The 15,851-nt window shown below is 30.9% G+C and carries 19 protein-coding genes; 10 read left to right on the forward strand and 9 right to left on the reverse strand.

What is annotated here, in order from left to right:
* The 9 genes from ACH2BP_RS03730 to xrtF form a co-directional block, all read right to left on the reverse strand.
* A partial coding sequence (locus ACH2BP_RS03730) for a carbonic anhydrase (RefSeq protein ID WP_395057138.1) occupies window positions 1-377 on the reverse strand: 377 nt, incomplete at its 3' end.
* Between the two features lie 30 nt (window positions 378-407).
* On the reverse strand, window positions 408-1,073 hold the full coding sequence (locus tag ACH2BP_RS03735; protein WP_395057140.1) for a DUF2490 domain-containing protein: 666 nt from the start codon (window positions 1,071-1,073) through the stop codon (window positions 408-410).
* Window positions 1,074-1,098: 25 nt separating this feature from the next.
* The gene (locus ACH2BP_RS03740) at window positions 1,099-2,697 is read right to left on the reverse strand and encodes a SulP family inorganic anion transporter (RefSeq protein WP_395057142.1); all 1,599 of its coding nucleotides are present in this window, start codon (window positions 2,695-2,697) and stop codon (window positions 1,099-1,101) included.
* A 65-nt stretch (window positions 2,698-2,762) separates the two neighbouring features.
* Window positions 2,763-3,044 (reverse strand): hypothetical protein, encoded by a 282-nt coding sequence (locus ACH2BP_RS03745; protein ID WP_395057144.1) that lies wholly within the window; start codon window positions 3,042-3,044, stop codon window positions 2,763-2,765.
* Between the two features lie 92 nt (window positions 3,045-3,136).
* Entirely contained in the window at window positions 3,137-3,478 is a 342-nt protein-coding gene (locus ACH2BP_RS03750; RefSeq protein ID WP_395057146.1) for a heavy-metal-associated domain-containing protein, read from the reverse strand.
* A gap of 56 nt (window positions 3,479-3,534) precedes the next feature.
* Window positions 3,535-5,541 (reverse strand): TonB-dependent receptor plug domain-containing protein, encoded by a 2,007-nt coding sequence (locus ACH2BP_RS03755; RefSeq protein WP_395057148.1) that lies wholly within the window; start codon window positions 5,539-5,541, stop codon window positions 3,535-3,537.
* A gap of 52 nt (window positions 5,542-5,593) precedes the next feature.
* A complete protein-coding gene (locus ACH2BP_RS03760; protein WP_395057150.1) occupies window positions 5,594-5,995 on the reverse strand; it encodes a hypothetical protein in 402 nt (133 codons plus the stop codon).
* A gap of 46 nt (window positions 5,996-6,041) precedes the next feature.
* Window positions 6,042-6,488 carry an exosortase F system-associated protein gene (locus tag ACH2BP_RS03765; protein ID WP_395057152.1) on the reverse strand — a complete coding sequence of 149 codons (447 nt, stop codon included), beginning with the start codon at window positions 6,486-6,488 and terminating at the stop codon, window positions 6,042-6,044.
* Window positions 6,466-7,008: an exosortase family protein XrtF gene (gene xrtF / locus ACH2BP_RS03770; RefSeq protein WP_395057154.1), complete on the reverse strand. Its 543-nt coding sequence runs from the start codon at window positions 7,006-7,008 to the stop codon at window positions 6,466-6,468. Before xrtF ends, ACH2BP_RS03765 begins: the two co-directional genes overlap by 23 nt.
* A 71-nt stretch (window positions 7,009-7,079) precedes the next feature.
* On the opposite strand from xrtF, the gene ACH2BP_RS03775 reads away from it, so the two are divergent.
* The 10 genes from ACH2BP_RS03775 to ACH2BP_RS03820 all read left to right on the forward strand — a co-directional run bounded on the left by ACH2BP_RS03775 (window position 7,080) and on the right by ACH2BP_RS03820 (window position 15,687).
* Window positions 7,080-7,535: a GAF domain-containing protein gene (locus ACH2BP_RS03775; RefSeq protein WP_395057156.1), complete on the forward strand. Its 456-nt coding sequence runs from the start codon at window positions 7,080-7,082 to the stop codon at window positions 7,533-7,535.
* A gap of 135 nt (window positions 7,536-7,670) precedes the next feature.
* Complete coding sequence (locus ACH2BP_RS03780; RefSeq protein ID WP_395057173.1) at window positions 7,671-7,961, forward strand: TIGR03643 family protein; 291 nt, start codon at window positions 7,671-7,673, stop codon at window positions 7,959-7,961.
* 2 nt (window positions 7,962-7,963) lie between these two features.
* Window positions 7,964-8,383 (forward strand): DUF2452 domain-containing protein, encoded by a 420-nt coding sequence (locus ACH2BP_RS03785; RefSeq protein WP_395057158.1) that lies wholly within the window; start codon window positions 7,964-7,966, stop codon window positions 8,381-8,383.
* A 41-nt stretch (window positions 8,384-8,424) separates the two neighbouring features.
* A complete protein-coding gene (locus ACH2BP_RS03790) occupies window positions 8,425-9,063 on the forward strand; it encodes a flavin reductase family protein (RefSeq protein WP_395057160.1) in 639 nt (212 codons plus the stop codon).
* A 3-nt stretch (window positions 9,064-9,066) separates the two neighbouring features.
* Window positions 9,067-10,554, forward strand: a complete 1,488-nt coding sequence (locus ACH2BP_RS03795) for a deoxyribodipyrimidine photo-lyase/cryptochrome family protein (protein ID WP_395057162.1) — start codon at window positions 9,067-9,069, stop codon at window positions 10,552-10,554.
* A gap of 2 nt (window positions 10,555-10,556) precedes the next feature.
* Window positions 10,557-11,279 carry a YqjF family protein gene (locus ACH2BP_RS03800; protein ID WP_395057164.1) on the forward strand — a complete coding sequence of 241 codons (723 nt, stop codon included), beginning with the start codon at window positions 10,557-10,559 and terminating at the stop codon, window positions 11,277-11,279.
* Window positions 11,279-11,416, forward strand: a complete 138-nt coding sequence (locus ACH2BP_RS03805) for a DUF2256 domain-containing protein (RefSeq protein WP_166125865.1) — start codon at window positions 11,279-11,281, stop codon at window positions 11,414-11,416. The genes ACH2BP_RS03800 and ACH2BP_RS03805 overlap by 1 nt, the downstream gene beginning before the upstream one ends.
* A 1-nt stretch (window position 11,417) precedes the next feature.
* The gene (locus ACH2BP_RS03810) at window positions 11,418-12,953 is read left to right on the forward strand and encodes a cryptochrome/photolyase family protein (RefSeq protein ID WP_395057167.1); all 1,536 of its coding nucleotides are present in this window, start codon (window positions 11,418-11,420) and stop codon (window positions 12,951-12,953) included.
* Window positions 12,950-14,239: a DASH family cryptochrome gene (locus tag ACH2BP_RS03815; protein WP_395057169.1), complete on the forward strand. Its 1,290-nt coding sequence runs from the start codon at window positions 12,950-12,952 to the stop codon at window positions 14,237-14,239. Before ACH2BP_RS03810 ends, ACH2BP_RS03815 begins: the two co-directional genes overlap by 4 nt.
* A 20-nt stretch (window positions 14,240-14,259) precedes the next feature.
* Window positions 14,260-15,687, forward strand: coding sequence for an SDR family oxidoreductase (locus ACH2BP_RS03820; RefSeq protein ID WP_395057171.1), 1,428 nt, complete (start codon window positions 14,260-14,262; stop codon window positions 15,685-15,687).
* The last annotated feature ends 164 nt before the right edge of the window (window positions 15,688-15,851 follow it).

Genomic DNA, 15,851 nt, shown 5'->3' on the forward strand with positions numbered 1-15,851 from the left:
ATTTCTACGTGGTCGCAAGCACCTTTTACAGCACCACATTTACTATGACCAAGTACTACAATTAGCTTAGAACCTGCTACTTTACAAGCGAATTCCATACTTCCTAAAATGTCGGTATTTACGATATTTCCTGCAATTCTAACCGAGAATACATCACCAAGTCCTTGGTCGAAAATTAATTCTGCCGATGTTCTACTATCTATACAACTCAATATCGTAGCAAATGGCCACTGACCATCAACCGTTGCATTTACCTGTTCTAATAAATCTCTATGTGCTTTAAGATTGTTTACAAATCTTTTATTTCCCTCTTCTAAAAATTCCAATGCTCTTTGTGGAGTCATTTGTTCTTGTGATTCTCTATTATGTGCTTTCATAATTGTATATTATTTTTTATTTTAAATTTCTTAAAAAGGCAAATTATTAAAAATGGCTATTTGAAACTGATTCCGATTAGAATTCTCGAGTGTTTGTGCCATAAACCCTGTTTCGATTTTATTGTTTTTATGGATATAATAACCTAATGCGACATACAAGCGATTTCTGTCAAATATTGGACTCTCTGCATTTATAAAAATTTCATTGTATGCAGATAAATAAATTGTATTTTTTTCCAATGTTTTAGTGTTTATAGGAATATTAACTCCTAACAAATATCGGAAACGCATTTGAAAATTAGCTTTAATAAAACGCTCTTCAATTCTATATCTATGATTAATAAATAAGCGTCCTATTTTTTGTTTAGTAATAAACTGCTGGTAAATCCTATGCTCGTTTGAATCTGTTTTTTCTTCAGAATTGGGTATGTACTTTTGGGTATTAATAAAACCATAACCTAACAGAAGATTGTTATTATCTTCTGTTAGATTGTATCCAATTCCTGTTCTTAATAATAATTGATTGGTATCGCCAATGAAATTGTAATTTCTGTACTGAACTTCATTATGCCAATTCCATTTTGGATTAATCTTTTGATTACCAAAATACATAAACCAATTACCCGTTTCCGATTTTTGAGAAAAAGAAAGATTAAAAAAGCATATAAAAAGAATATTTATATAAACTAATTTCATTATTTCGAATTTAGAATTGTGCTTTTTAAACTTTTTGTTCTACAAAAACATGTTTGTCTTCTTCACCAGTATTTACTAAATCGTATGCTTTTTTGAAGCCAACTAATTTAACTTTTATATTTTCTTCTTTCGATTTTATTTTTTTAAATTCTTTTATCAAATCTAATACATCGTGTGCAATATATACTGTGTCTGACGCATTAATTATGACTTTTGAATTTTCTGGAATAGAAGCTAAAGTCGACTTAATCGCTGCTTTATTTAAAAAAGATACTTCTTGTGCCAAATCAATATGTATTACATCTCCATCTTGAAAAGTTTCTTTCCTAAACACATAGGCTCTTTGCATATTTCCTTTCAAAATAAAAATGACACTTATAATAATTCCCAAAGCTACACCTTTTAGCAAATCGGTAAAAACAACGGCTAAAAAAGTACAAATGAATGGAATAAATTGGTATTTCCCTTTTTCGAAAAAGTGTTTGATAATTTTGGGATTTGCTAGTTTATAACCCACAAGTAATAGTATTGCTGCTAATGTTGCTAATGGAATTTTATTCAATACGAAAGGTATTGCTAAAGCACTTACTAGCAACAACAAACCATGAATTATAGATGACATTTTTGATTGCGCTCCTGCATTTGCATTTGCAGAAGTTCTAACCACAACAGAAGTCATAGGTAAGCCTCCTAATAGTGAACTTATAATGTTACCAATACCTTGTGCTTTTAGTTCGACATTAGTATCTGTATAACGTCTGTGTATATCCATTCTATCTGCTGCTTCTATACAAAGTAAAGTTTCAATAGAAGCTACAATGGCTATAGTAAAAGCTACAATCCAAACTTGTTTGTTTGCAATTGCTGAAAAATCGGGTGTGACAATTATGTTCTTAAAATCATCAAAAGTAGTTGGAACAGGTAAAGAAACTAAATGTTCACCCATAATTGCTAAACTACTTCCTGAATAAATAAATAACTGATTCATCGCAATCCCAACAATTACGGCGATTAACGCAGCTGGAACCAATTTTAAATTTTTAAGAAAACTAATTTTGTTCCAAGAAATTAAAATTACCAACGAAACTACCGTAATAATAACTGCACCCAGCTGTATACTTCCTAAAACAGATAATAACTCAGAAAAAGTATTTTCTCCATCTGATTGTACAAAAGATAAATCTCCTTCATAATCTTTGTCATACCCTACAGCGTGTGGAATTTGTTTTAAGAAAATAATTACACCAATTCCGGCAAGCATTCCTTCAATAACATTAGTTGGAAAATAATTAGAAATAGTTCCTGCTTTGAGGAAACCAAGTGCCAATTGCAATAATCCTGCGAGAAAAACTGCGGTTAAAAACACATCAAAAGCTCCCAAATCAGTTATAGCTACTAATACGATAGCCGTTAATCCTGCAGCTGGACCAGAAACAGAAATATGCGATTTACTTAGAAAACCCACTACTATACCTCCTACTACACCCGAAATTATTCCAGAAAATAATGGTGCGCCAGAAGCTAAAGCAATACCCAAACACAAGGGCAATGCTACCAAAAAAACCACTAACCCAGCTGGAAAATCTGAATTAAGGTTGGCAAAAATATTTGTTTTTTTTGTCATAATTCCTTTAAAAAATTTAAAATAATAATTTACTCAAAAACTAATTTGAGCTAAAATAAAATATTTTAAACCTTAGGCGGAAGTATATCAAGAGAAGTATATATTTTGTAGTCTTTAATAAGGTAACTCTCTGAAATTTTTTTAAAATCTTTTACTTCAATAAAGGAAGCATAATTTACATCATTAAAAATAAATTCTAATTTTAGTTCCTTTTCTTCTTTAGATTTTTCTTCGTCTTCAACAATACTAATAGAAAAATCATTATCACTATCAATCAGGCAAATAATGCTAGGGGCCGATTGCGCAAAAATAAAAATGAATAAAAGTATTTGTGCCAAAAATTTCATGTGGCGAATTTAAAAAAACAAATCATTTTTTAAACACACATTAACATTTTATTTATAAAAAAACTCCTTGATTTTTTTCAAGGAGTTTTTTTTTATCGTTCGTATTTACAACAACTATGTAGATTATCGTAATCTTTATCCGTTGCTTTTACAGCATCTGTATCGTGACCTACTTTTGCAATGGCTTTCTTCAAATCAAGAACGCTGGTTTTTTCTTCATTCAAAATAAGATTTAACTGATGCGTTTCTATACTCCAAGTTGCCGATTTTACTCCCAAAACGCCTAAAGCTGCTTTTTGAATTCGTTTCTGACATTGTTCGCAATTGCCATTTACCCCGATAGCATATTTGGCATTTTTGTTCTTTTTAGTTTCTTGTGCATTCATAGAAAATCCAAGAAAAGAAACCATTAGTATTATAATTATATTCTTCATTTTTACATTTTTTTTTAATTGTTATTGAGATTCATTTTTAACATTGTTATTGAAACCTATTTAATCTTAAATCGCAAACCTGCATAATACATTTGTCCAAAAATTGGAGCATATACAATACTACTATCAAAACTTGTTCCAAAAGGATTGTCCGTCCCTAAAATAGCTTTTTCCTGTTTGTAATTACCCATATTTTCGCCACCAATATAGATTTCGAATGTTGAAGAAAAAGTTCTTGTAATTTGCGCATTCATTAAAGAATATGATTTAGAAAAATCAGATAATCTATCCTGAATAGGATTTGTTGTCGTGTTTGGCAATTGTTGTTTTCCAATCCAGTTGAAAGTGTAATCAAATTTCCATTGTCGCCCTTTTTTTTTAATGTGTGTTTCAAATTCTAAGTTTCCAAAAAAGCGTTGTTGCGCTTGCAAAGGTCGTTGAAAATTACCCGAATTATAATCGGTTTTATTATCATAAAATTTATAGGACGTTCTCAAATTTAAATGTTTTATGATTTCTAAATTAAATTCGAATTGCAAACTATTAGCAAATGATTTCCCTTTCAAATTGTAAAAATCGACTTGTTGCGCACTTTGAAATAAATCGACAACGACTTGATTCTGAAAATTGGTTCTATAAAAATCGACAGAAACATCTGCACTTTTTGTAAAAATCTTAAATTTCTGCAAAAAACCCGCACCATAATTCCAAGCAATTTCAGGATTCAATCCATAAATTTTGCCATTAGTATCTAAAATATTAAAACTTCTAGAACTTCCGAAAAGTTGTTGGTTTTCGGCAAAAATATTAGCAGAACGTTTTCCTCTTCCAGCAGAAATTCGCAAAACACCACCTTCCCAAGGATTGTATCTGGCATGAAGTCTTGGCGTTGCAAAAGATCCAAGTCGGTTCTGATAATCTAATCTTCCACCAAGAATAATACTAAAATTATCGGTATTATCATACGTATATTCGAAAAAAGCACCGAGTGAATTGTCTTTTCGACTGTAATCAGTAATGTTTACAAATTCCTTGTATTCATCGGAAGTAAAATTTAGTCCTGTCGAAAATTTATTCAACGTATTGCTAATTATCGAATTGAAAATCAGGTTCGAATAAAAGCTATTTTGCTTGATATTGTATTGTGTCAACCCAAAATAAGATTCTTGATTATGCGAATTATAAGCATTCTGAAAACCGATGCTTTGGTATGGCATTTCTGGCCAAACGTATCCAATTTTTGATGAAAAATCGAAACGTTGCGTATTTATTTCCGATCCCCAAGAACTGGTCGTTAATTTATCTGTATTTGGATTAAAATTAACTTGACCTGTTTGTTTTTCGTCATTCATGTATCTGATATTCAAAAAACTAACCCAACATTTTTCGGCATTTGTATATTGCCAACGGTTCAGAATATTTATCTGATTTCCCAATGGATTATCCAAAAAACCATCATTATTCATGTCGTTTTTAGACAGTCGATTATTTCCGTGAACGAATAAACTAGTTGCCCATTTGTCTGACAACTTCTTATTCAAATGAGTATTTATTTCCATTCTAGAATCGGAAGAACCATATACATTTAGAAAAAATGGAATATCTTTTATAGGCTTTAGTAATTCAGTATTTATTTGTCCCGAAATACTTTCGTATCCATTAATTACGCTTCCAGCACCTTTTGTAATCTGAATACTTTCTACCCAAGTTCCAGGCGTAAATGACAATCCGTAAGCTTGCGAAGCACCACGAACAGAAGGAATATTCTCTTCAGAGATTAATAAATATGGACTTGTAAGTCCAAGCATTTTTATTTGCTTGGTCCCTGTTAAAGCATCAGAAAAATTAACATCGATTGATGGATTTGTTTCGAAACTTTCGGCAAGATTACAACACGCTGCCTTAAGTAATTCTTGACCAGACAAAACCGTTGTATTGGTTGTTTTGAGTAATGATTTTTGAAGTTTTTTTCGTCCTGCTTCTATTTTTACAGCTTGTAAAGTGTCTTGTGCAAAAACAGGAAACGAGAATAAAACAACAAAAAACAAAATTGTTTTTTTCATTGTAAATTATTTAATGTTTAAATTCGATGAGTTCGAGTTAAAAACATTAAAACTAGGCGTAGAAAATGAGTTGGCAATTCTGCATAAAAATAGGCGGTGCATTTGCATTACAGGTATAAAAAGATACTTTACAGTTTTTTAAAACAGTTTTTTTAATAAAAACAACTGGCTTCCAATCTTGAAATATAAATGGAGAATCAATTTGAAATGTGACTATTTTAACAATTGAATTGTCTAAATTTTTATCAAACTTATATACTTTATCGTTGCAACAATTTGATTTTTTTTCTGCAATTCCGCAGCAATCATCTTCATAATTTTGATTAAAAAACGGATTGTTTATAGAAACCGAATCAATCTCATCTCCACAATAATGCACGTTAAAAGCCAAGCCAACACTGGAAACCAATAGTAGAGTTGCTAATAAAATACTGATATGTTTTGTAATTTTCACTTTGCAAAGTTAAGTAATAAATTAAACCACAAAAGCCAATGATTTGTTATTTTTTCTCTGTTTCTTTTTGAAAATAAAAAGCTGGAATAAAAAGCAAAATAAAAATAGGCTGAATAATAAATCTTCGGATATAAAAAAGTGTTGTTTTGTGACTTTCATCGAAAAAGTTTAAAACAATGTAAAATAAAATCATCAACAGAACGAAAATTAAAACATATAAAATTAATGAAAATCTAATCAAATTCAAATCTTTAAAGATGACATATAAAATAACCAATGAAATAATTGCATTGACAAAATATCTTAAAAATAAACTCAAAAAAAGATTGATAGACTCTATTTCTGGATAAATTGAAGCGCTTTCATTTTTAAAAAAATCTAGAAATGGATCGTAAAACAACTCATTTTCTAAAATACGAACTAATGTTAATAATCCAATTAGAAAAATCAATTGAATGATCGTCAATTTGTTATTTAGTAGCTTTTGCAACATATTTCGAAAATTTATTAACCCAAATTACCCACAAAATAAAGACGGCTCCATAAATTATTAGCGGAAAAATCACACCATGCAAAATATGCTCTTGCGCTGGATAATAATACAATAAAACACTTAAAATTATAATTCGCAATATATTTAGGACGTAAATAAATAAACTTCCTACCAAAATAAAAAGCACAGTTTGTTTTAGTTTTCCCGAAAAGGCAATTACAAACGATATGAATAAAATAATGACGCTAATCGCATTACAACCTTCAATAATTTTAGCAGTAATCTTGTTATTGTAAATAATATTATAATCCATATAATTATAAACAACTGACAATTTTACACCTATTAAATTTGACAATTTTTCTGTTAATACTGAAACATTTTCAGTTATTCCATCTATACAATCATCACAAGAAGTTCCTATATAAATTCGATAAATAAGAGTAAATACAAAATACGCCAAGAAAAATTTCCCTAGAAAAAGCAAAAAAGGTTTGTATTGAATAAAATATTTTTTCAAAATGAAATTTTTAACAAATTTATATAAAAATTTAAACCAGCTTTAAATACTTTTACATAAAATTAGAAATTATGACTTTCGAAGCACTACAACCAAAAGTAACTGAAATTACGACAAACCAATCACTTTCTAGAGATGAAAAATTATTGAAAGTTTGTGAATTGTTAGAAGCAAATATAACTTATTATACTTGGGTTGGTTTTTATTTTGCCAATCACGAAGCAAAAACCTTACATCTTGGTCCATATGTGGGTGCGCAAACTGACCATACTGTAATACCTTTCGGGAAAGGGATTTGCGGACAAGTCGCAGTTTCAAACGAAAACTTTGTTGTTCCAGATGTTGCAGCACAGGATAATTACATAGCTTGCAGTTTTACTGTAAAATCGGAAATTGTAGTTCCTTTGTTTGTCAATGGAGAAAACATTGGTCAAATAGATATAGATTCTAATGTTTTAGATCCTTTTACAGAAAAAGACGAACGCTTTTTAGAATTTGTAAACGAACAAATCGCTAGTCTTTTTTAAAAACAAGCTGATTTATAAAAATCCGTTACTAAAATTTTAGTAACGGATTTTTTTATTCCCATTACTTAATTGAATTACAAATTAAATTACTTAATTTTGTTTAACTTTATTTATTTTTAATTAAACAAAAAAATGATGCCCATTTCACAAAAAAAAGAATTAGACGATATAGCTATTGATAGAATTATAGAAATGGCATGGGAAGATCGAACTCCTTTTGATGCTATAAAATTTCAATTTGGTCTAGCCGAAGCTGATGTAAAAGCTTTGATGAAAAAAGAATTAAAATTTTCAAGTTACAAACTTTGGAGAAAGCGCGTTGAGAATTGCAAAACCAAGCATATTGCCAAACGCAATGAAGGAATTGATCGTTTTAAATGCAAATTGCAAAGAGCTATTTCTAATAATAAAATATCAAAGCGATAAAAATGGAAAATAAAATACCTGATAATGTAGTTTTTTCTGAAGAAAATGGATACAACGCAAACATTTTACCTTACGCAACAACTGTTGGTGCACCAGTAATTAAAACAGATGATGTTGTCGCATGGAAAAATAGAGGCATCCATAATGTGAACAAAGAGTTTGAAAACAAGTTTAACGAACTGAAACAGCAATATCAAAAATTAATGGAAGAATACGAGTGGAATGATATGGTATACAATGCTAAATTTTCATTCGAACCTGTTATTGGCGAAATTTATCATTTGTATACTGGTCATGACGGAATTAACTTTTTATCATTAATTTCTCCGCAAGAATGGAACAAAGAGCATATTGCTACTTTCAAACTAAATAGTGACAAAAAGTGGTTAATATTAAATCAAAAAAACGGCTTGTTCGCTTAAAATGAAAAGGTTATTTACTTATCTTTAAAATCAAAACTATAATGCAAAAACACATTTCTTCGACAGAAATAATGAATATGAAAAAACAAGAACGGGTTCATTTCATTAATAGTTTGGGCGGTTTCAAAAGTGTTTCGTTGATAGGAACTGCAAACAATGACGGGCAAACTAATTTGGCAATTTTCAGTTCTATTTTTCATATTGGTGCTAATCCCCCATTAATTGCGGTGGTTTTTCGTCCAAGTCCGCCAGAACGTGATACATTAAGAAATATTCTAGAAACTGGTTTTTATACCATCAATCATATTAACGAAAATATTTATAAACAAGCACATCAAACTTCGGCTAGATACGATTCTGATATTTCTGAATTTGATATAACAGGATTACAATCAGAATATAAAAATAATTTTAAAGCACCTTTTGTAAAAGAAAGCAACATACAGCTTGGCGTTGAATTTAAAGAAAAAATAGAAATCACCATCAATAATACCATTATGATTATTGGAGAAATTAAAGAAGTTTATTTTCCTCAAAACTGCCTGAATGAAGACGGATTTTTAGATTTAGAAAAAGCAAAAACCATAACCTGTTCTGGTTTGGATAGTTATCACAGAACCATCAAATTAGACAGATTGAGTTATGCAAAACCAGATAAAATAATCACATCATTACTATAAATTTTGATAAAGGAAGCCATAAATATTGTTTGGTTTAAGCGCGACTTACGTATTATTGATAACGAAGCACTATTTCATGCACATCAATCCGGCTTACCTTTGTTGTTGCTTTATATTTTTGAACCTTCGGTGATGAAATACGACGATGCAGATACAAGGCATTGGCGATTTATTTACGAATCGATTCAAGAATTACAAAAGAAATTAAATCCATCAAACAACAAAATTTATTATTTCCATAACGAAGCGGAATTTGTTTTTACAGAAATTTTTAAAAATTTTGAAGTAAAAACTATTTTTTCACATCAAGAAATTGGTAATAAAATCACTTTTGATAGAGATATTGTGATGCAAGAACTTTTCCAGAAAAATAACATTATTTGGAAAGAATTTCAACTGCATGGCGTTATCAGAAAATTAAAATCGAGACAAAATTGGGACAAGCGTTGGGAATTAGTCATGCGAGCAAATCCGAAAATTCTAAAAGAATCAGATTTAAAAACCATTGAAATAGATTCTGATTTTTATGATTCTTTGAAAGGTGAAAAATTATCAGATGAAATTACAATTCCTAACAAAAATTTCCAGCAAGGAGGCGAAACTTTAGCGTGGCGCTATTTAGATAGTTTCGTTAAAGAACGTTACGTCAATTACAGCAAACACATTTCAAAACCAGCATTAAGTCGAAAAGGGTGTAGTCGATTATCACCTTATTTGGCTTACGGAAATATCAGCATGCGAATGATCTATCAATATACCAATCAGCATTATGAAACTTCGAAAAACAAACGTGCGATTTTAAATTTCGTCTCACGATTACATTGGCATTGCCATTTTATGCAAAAGTTTGAAGACGAATGCGAAATGGAATTTGAAAACGCAAATCGTGCTTATGATAGTTTAATCAAACCGAAAAATGAAACCTACATAAAAGCGTGGCAAGAAGGCAAAACAGGCGTTCCAATTGTCGATGCTTGTATGAGATGTTTAGTAGCAACAGGTTACATCAATTTCCGAATGCGTGCGATGGTTGTTTCTTTTTTTACGTTTAATTTATGGCAAGATTGGCGGGAACTACATTTTTTAGCCCGACAATTTTTAGATTACGAACCCGGTATTCATTACCCGCAAATCCAGATGCAATCAGGAACAACAGGAATCAATACAATCCGAATTTACAATCCGATAAAAAATTCAGAAGAACACGACTCGGATGGAATTTTCATCAAACATTGGTTACCTGAATTAGCCGATATTCCAGTTTCACTGCTACATGAACCTTGGAAAATGAACGACATGGAACAACAATTTTATAATTGTAAAATTGGAAAAGATTATCCAGCTCCAATTGTAAACATTGAAGAAACTAGAAAATACGCTAGCAATATTGTTTGGAGTTTCAGAAAAAAAGACGAAGTAAAACAAGAAGGGCAACGAATTTTAAAAAAGCATGTGAGTAACCCAAATCGTAAAACAAAAAAGAAAACATAATAATGGCATTATTTTTAAAAGCAAATTGGGAGGACATAATCATGGCAAATTATGAGATAAATCCAGATATTTTATTGCCATTTTTACCAAATGGAGTAGAATTAGATTTATTTAACAACAAATGTTATGTAAGTTTGGTTGGATTTATGTTTAAAAACACAAAAATATTTAACATACCCATTCCGAAATTTGGAACATTTGAAGAAATAAATTTGCGCTTTTATGTGATTAAAAGAGAAAATAACATCACAAAAAGAGGAGTAGTCTTCATAAATGAGACAATTCCATATCCAATTGTAGCTTGGGTTGCAAATAAATTATACAAAGAACATTATACCGTAGTTCCAACAAAACATACAAAACAAAGATTTGAGGATACGCAAAGTATTAAGTTTGAATGGGAAACAGAAAAAAAGTGGCATAGCATTGCTGTAACTTCTTCAAACCAGTCTGAAAGTATGAAAAAAGATAGTTTAGAACAATTTATTTTCGAACATTATTTTGGTTATACTAAAGTTAATAATTACAAAACAGAAGAATACAAACTGCAACATCCAAGCTGGAAAACTAGAAAAGTAATAGATCATAAAATTGTTTGTGATTTTGAAGATATGTACGGAAAAGCGTTTGCTGTTTTAAACAAAACGGAACCGGAAGGCGTATTTATTGCAGATGGTTCGTCGGTTGGTATCGAATGGAAAAGAAACAAATTAAAATTTGAATAATGCGAGGAGTCAAAAAAGAAAACCTACCCAATAAAATTTGTTTGGTGTGTCAAAAACCTTTCGCTTGGCGCAAAAAATGGGAAAAGGTTTGGGACGAAGTAAAATATTGTAGTGATAAATGTAGAAGCAACAAATAAAATGTCTAAAACAGTAAGATTAATTCTCGGTGATCAACTAAACTTAAATCATTCTTGGTTTCAAACTATCGATGAATCCACAACTTATGTGTTAATGGAAATTCGTTCTGAAACCGATTATGCCACGCATCATATTCAAAAAATAGTCGGGTTTTTTTCCGCTATGCGAAATTTCGCTTCTGAACTGCAATCGAAAAACCATCAGGTTATTTATTATCAACTAAATGACGAAAACAACTTACAAGCGTTTGATAAAAACATAAAACAGTTATTTGACAAAGAAAATTTCACCAATTTCGAATACCAATTTCCAGATGAATATCGTTTGGATGAAGTATTGAAAAACTTTTGTCAAACCCTTTCTATTTCTTCTTCCGTTGTAGATTCGGAACATTTTATGAGTTCTAGAAGTGAACTTGGCGATTTTTTCGAAGGTAAAAAAACATTCTTGATGGAAAGTTTCTATCACATGATGCGAAAAAAACACCACATTTTAATGCAAGGCGACAAACCGCTAACAGGAAAATGGAATTACGACGGCGAAAACAGAAAAAAATTACCCAAAGATCATAAACCGACTTCTCCTCTAGTTTTTAATACAGATGTTTCGGAAATTGTGTCAGAAATTCAAAAAACAAACATAAAAACTATTGGAACAATCGATGCCAAAAACTTCGTTTGGCCCACAACAAGATCGGAATCTTTAGAATTATTAGACTTTTTTGTGACAGAATGTTTAGCGCTTTTCGGAAGTTATCAAGATGCGATGACGCCTAACGAATGGTCACTTTATCATTCCAGAATTTCTTTTTCGATGAATGTAAAATTAATTTCTCCATTAGAAGTCATTAATAGAGCCATTCAAGAATGGGAAAGTCGACCTGACGAAATTGCATACAATCAATTGGAAGGTTTCGTTCGACAAATTATTGGCTGGCGCGAATATATGCGAGGCATTTATTGGAACAAAATGCCAGAATATGCTACGATGAATTATTTCAACCATGAAAACAATTTACCGGATTGGTTTTGGACAGGAAAAACAAAAATGAATTGCCTGAAAGATGCCATCAATCAATCTTTAAATTACGCTTACGCCCATCACATTCAACGTTTGATGGTGACTGGAAATTTCGCGCTTTTAGCCGGAGTGCATCCTGATGAAGTGGACGCTTGGTATTTAGGCATTTATATTGATGCGATTGAATGGGTTGAAATCACCAATACGCGTGGTATGAGTCAGTTTGCCGATGGCGGAATTGTTGGCACTAAACCATATGTTAGTTCTGCTTCGTATATAGATAAAATGAGTCATTATTGCGGAAGTTGTTTCTATAAAAAAGCAGTGAAAACAGGAGAAAAAGCCTGTCCTTTTAATAGTTTATATTGGAATTTCTACGATAAAAATGAAGATAAATTAGGAAAAAACCCTAGAATTGGAATGATGTACAACGTTTGGCGCAAAATGAAACCCGATGATAAAGCTGCCTTATTGCAACAAGCGGATTATTATCTAAAAAACATCAATGAGTTATGATAAAAACAGCATTAGTTTGGTTTAAAACCGACTTAAGAATAGAAGATAACGAAACTTTAGTCAAAGCTATTTCTCAAAGTCAAGAAGTAATTCCTGTCTATTGTTTTGATGATTCGCATTTTGAAACGACTTCTTATGGATTTAAAAAAACGGGAAGTTTTAGAACACAGTTTTTAATAGAAGCATTACAAGATTTAGATACGACTTTAAGAAAATTAGGTTCTGGATTACTCATCGTAAAAGGAAAACCAGATATTGAAATTCCGAAAATTGTACAAGAATATAAAGTTCAAAAAGTTTTTGCCAAACGCGAAGTCGCTTACGAAGAAAAAAGAACCGAAAAATTAGTTCAAGACGAATTATTTAAATTGCGTTGCGAACTAGAAACTTTTAGCACCAGCACATTATATCATGCTGAAGATTTACCTTTTTCTATAAAAAACATTCCGGATGTTTTTACCAATTTTAGAAAAAAAACCGAACAAGATGCTACAATTAGAGCTGTTTTCAAGAAACCTGTAAAAATAAATTCGCCATCAATTCCATCTCTAAATTTGCCAACTTTAAAAACATTAGATTTAGAATTTTCCGCAATCGATTCTCGTACTGCCATTAAATTCAAAGGAGGCGAAACTGAAGCAATGAATAGATTAAACCATTATTTTTTTGAAACAAAAAACCTTTCTATTTATAAAGAAACTCGAAACGGAATGATTGGAGCAGATTATTCATCTAAATTTTCTTCTTGGTTGTCTTTGGGCTGTATTTCTCCTAGATTTATTTACAATGAAATTAAAAAATATGAATTGCAATTTGGCGCAAACGAATCAACATATTGGTTAGTTTTCGAATTGCTTTGGCGCGATTTCTTTAGATTTATGTTCAAAAAACACCAAACCAAGTTTTTCTTGTATCCTGGTATAAAAACCGAAAAAATAAATTCAAAATCATTAAATAATAAATTGCTATCTCAGTGGATAAATGGTAAAACTACTTCCGATTTTATAAATGCTAATATGCTCGAATTGAAACTTACTGGTTTTATGAGTAATCGTGGACGACAAAATGTAGCCAGTTTTTTTTGTAATGAACTTAATATGGACTGGCGATTAGGCGCTGCCTATTTTGAAGAACAATTGATAGATTATGATGTTTGTAGCAATTGGGGGAACTGGGCATATTTGGCTGGCGTTGGCAATGATCCAAGAGGACACCGCTATTTTAATATTGAAAAACAAGCCAGTGAATATGATAAAAATAAGGAATTTAGAAAATTATGGCTTTAATAAACTAAAACTTTTATACTATGAAAATTCTATTAACAGGAGCAAATGGTTATATTGGAAAACGTTTGTTACCAGAATTATTGAGGCAAGGTCATGAAGTAGTTTGTTGTGTTCGCGATAAAACTCGATTGGGACTAGATGAAACTACTTTAAATAGAGTTAGCATTTGGGAAGTAGATTTTCTAGATGATGTAGATTTTAAAAAATGTCCAGAAGGAATTGATATTAGTTATTTTTTAATTCATTCAATGTCAAGCTCAACCAGTTCATTTGATAAAATGGAAGCTATTGCTGCGCAAAATTTTAACAAATATTCCAATCACATGAACATTAAACAAGTGATATATTTGAGCGGAATTGTTAATGACCCTAACCTTTCCAAGCACATGCTCTCTAGAAATAATGTAGAAAAAATATTAAACTCAGGTCTGCCAAAACTTACCGTACTTAAAGCCGGAATAATTGTAGGCTCTGGAAGTTCTTCTTTTGAAATAATAAGAGATTTATGCGAAAAGCTACCTTTAATGATAACGCCAAAATGGGTATTAACCAAAACACAACCCATAGCCATTCGAGATGTAATTCAATTTTTAATTGGAGTTCAAAATAAAAAAGAATGCTTTAATGAATCATTTGACATTGGTGGCCCTAATGTTATTACCTACAAGCAAATGATGCAATTATATGCCAAAACACGACAAATCAAACTAGCTATTTGGACAATTCCTGTTATGACACCAAAACTTTCTTCGTATTGGCTTTATTTTGTAACTTCTACATCATATAAGTTAGCTACGAATTTAGTTGATAGTATGAAGGTTGAAGTGATTTGTAGCGACAATAGATTACAAAAAATACTCAATATAAAAACCATCTCTTATGTTGATGCGATAAAATTAGCATTTGAAAAAATAGAACAAAACTTAGTGATTTCTAGTTGGAAAGATAGTTTGTCTAGTAGTGAATTCAAAAACAATTTTTCTAACTATATACAAGTACCCAATTTTGGATGTTTAAAGGACAGTAAAAAAATTAAAATTACTGATTCAGAACAAGTTCTTGAAAACATATGGTCAATTGGGGGAGATAAAGGTTGGTATTATGGAAATTGGATGTGGAAATTAAGAGGGTTTATAGATAAACTTTTCGGAGGAGTTGGCTTACGACGTGGCAGAACAAGTCCAACACATTTAGACAACGGAGATTCACTAGATTTTTGGCGAGTTTTACTAGCTAATAAAGAAGAAAAAAGATTGCTTCTTTTTGCCGAAATGCGAGTTCCTGGTGAGGCTTGGCTAGAATTCCGAATTGATGAAGATAATATCCTGCATCAAATTGCAACCTTTAGACCAAAAGGAATTCTAGGCCGAGTGTATTGGTATAGTATGATTCCTTTTCATTTTTTTATTTTTGATGGAATGATTAAGAATATTGCCAACTCTAAATAGTAAACAAAAATATTGGTACTTCAAAAATAAAGTGTACTTTTGCACTCGAATCCGAGAAACGGAATTCATACATAAAAATCATTAAACAAATATTGGAATGTATTTAACTAAAGAGATTAAAGAAGAAATTTTCGCTAAACACGGAGATGTTACAAACACTGGAA

The sequence above is a fragment of the Flavobacterium sp. genome, assembly GCF_043756175.1.
Taxonomy (GTDB): Bacteria; Bacteroidota; Bacteroidia; order Flavobacteriales; family Flavobacteriaceae; genus Flavobacterium.

Coding starts and splice junctions, on each gene's coding strand:
- ACH2BP_RS03735 (WP_395057140.1), bottom strand. CDS start 1,073: ATGAAATTAGTTTATATAAATATTCTTTTTATATGCTTTTTTAATCTT.
- ACH2BP_RS03740 (WP_395057142.1), bottom strand. CDS start 2,697: ATGACAAAAAAAACAAATATTTTTGCCAACCTTAATTCAGATTTTCCA.
- ACH2BP_RS03745 (WP_395057144.1), bottom strand. CDS start 3,044: ATGAAATTTTTGGCACAAATACTTTTATTCATTTTTATTTTTGCGCAA.
- ACH2BP_RS03750 (WP_395057146.1), bottom strand. CDS start 3,478: ATGAAGAATATAATTATAATACTAATGGTTTCTTTTCTTGGATTTTCT.
- ACH2BP_RS03755 (WP_395057148.1), bottom strand. CDS start 5,541: ATGAAAAAAACAATTTTGTTTTTTGTTGTTTTATTCTCGTTTCCTGTT.
- ACH2BP_RS03765 (WP_395057152.1), bottom strand. CDS start 6,488: ATGTTGCAAAAGCTACTAAATAACAAATTGACGATCATTCAATTGATT.
- ACH2BP_RS03775 (WP_395057156.1), top strand. CDS start 7,080: ATGACTTTCGAAGCACTACAACCAAAAGTAACTGAAATTACGACAAAC.
- ACH2BP_RS03780 (WP_395057173.1), top strand. CDS start 7,671: ATGCCCATTTCACAAAAAAAAGAATTAGACGATATAGCTATTGATAGA.
- ACH2BP_RS03785 (WP_395057158.1), top strand. CDS start 7,964: ATGGAAAATAAAATACCTGATAATGTAGTTTTTTCTGAAGAAAATGGA.
- ACH2BP_RS03790 (WP_395057160.1), top strand. CDS start 8,425: ATGCAAAAACACATTTCTTCGACAGAAATAATGAATATGAAAAAACAA.
- ACH2BP_RS03800 (WP_395057164.1), top strand. CDS start 10,557: ATGGCATTATTTTTAAAAGCAAATTGGGAGGACATAATCATGGCAAAT.
- ACH2BP_RS03805 (WP_166125865.1), top strand. CDS start 11,279: ATGCGAGGAGTCAAAAAAGAAAACCTACCCAATAAAATTTGTTTGGTG.
- ACH2BP_RS03810 (WP_395057167.1), top strand. CDS start 11,418: ATGTCTAAAACAGTAAGATTAATTCTCGGTGATCAACTAAACTTAAAT.
- ACH2BP_RS03815 (WP_395057169.1), top strand. CDS start 12,950: ATGATAAAAACAGCATTAGTTTGGTTTAAAACCGACTTAAGAATAGAA.
- ACH2BP_RS03820 (WP_395057171.1), top strand. CDS start 14,260: ATGAAAATTCTATTAACAGGAGCAAATGGTTATATTGGAAAACGTTTG.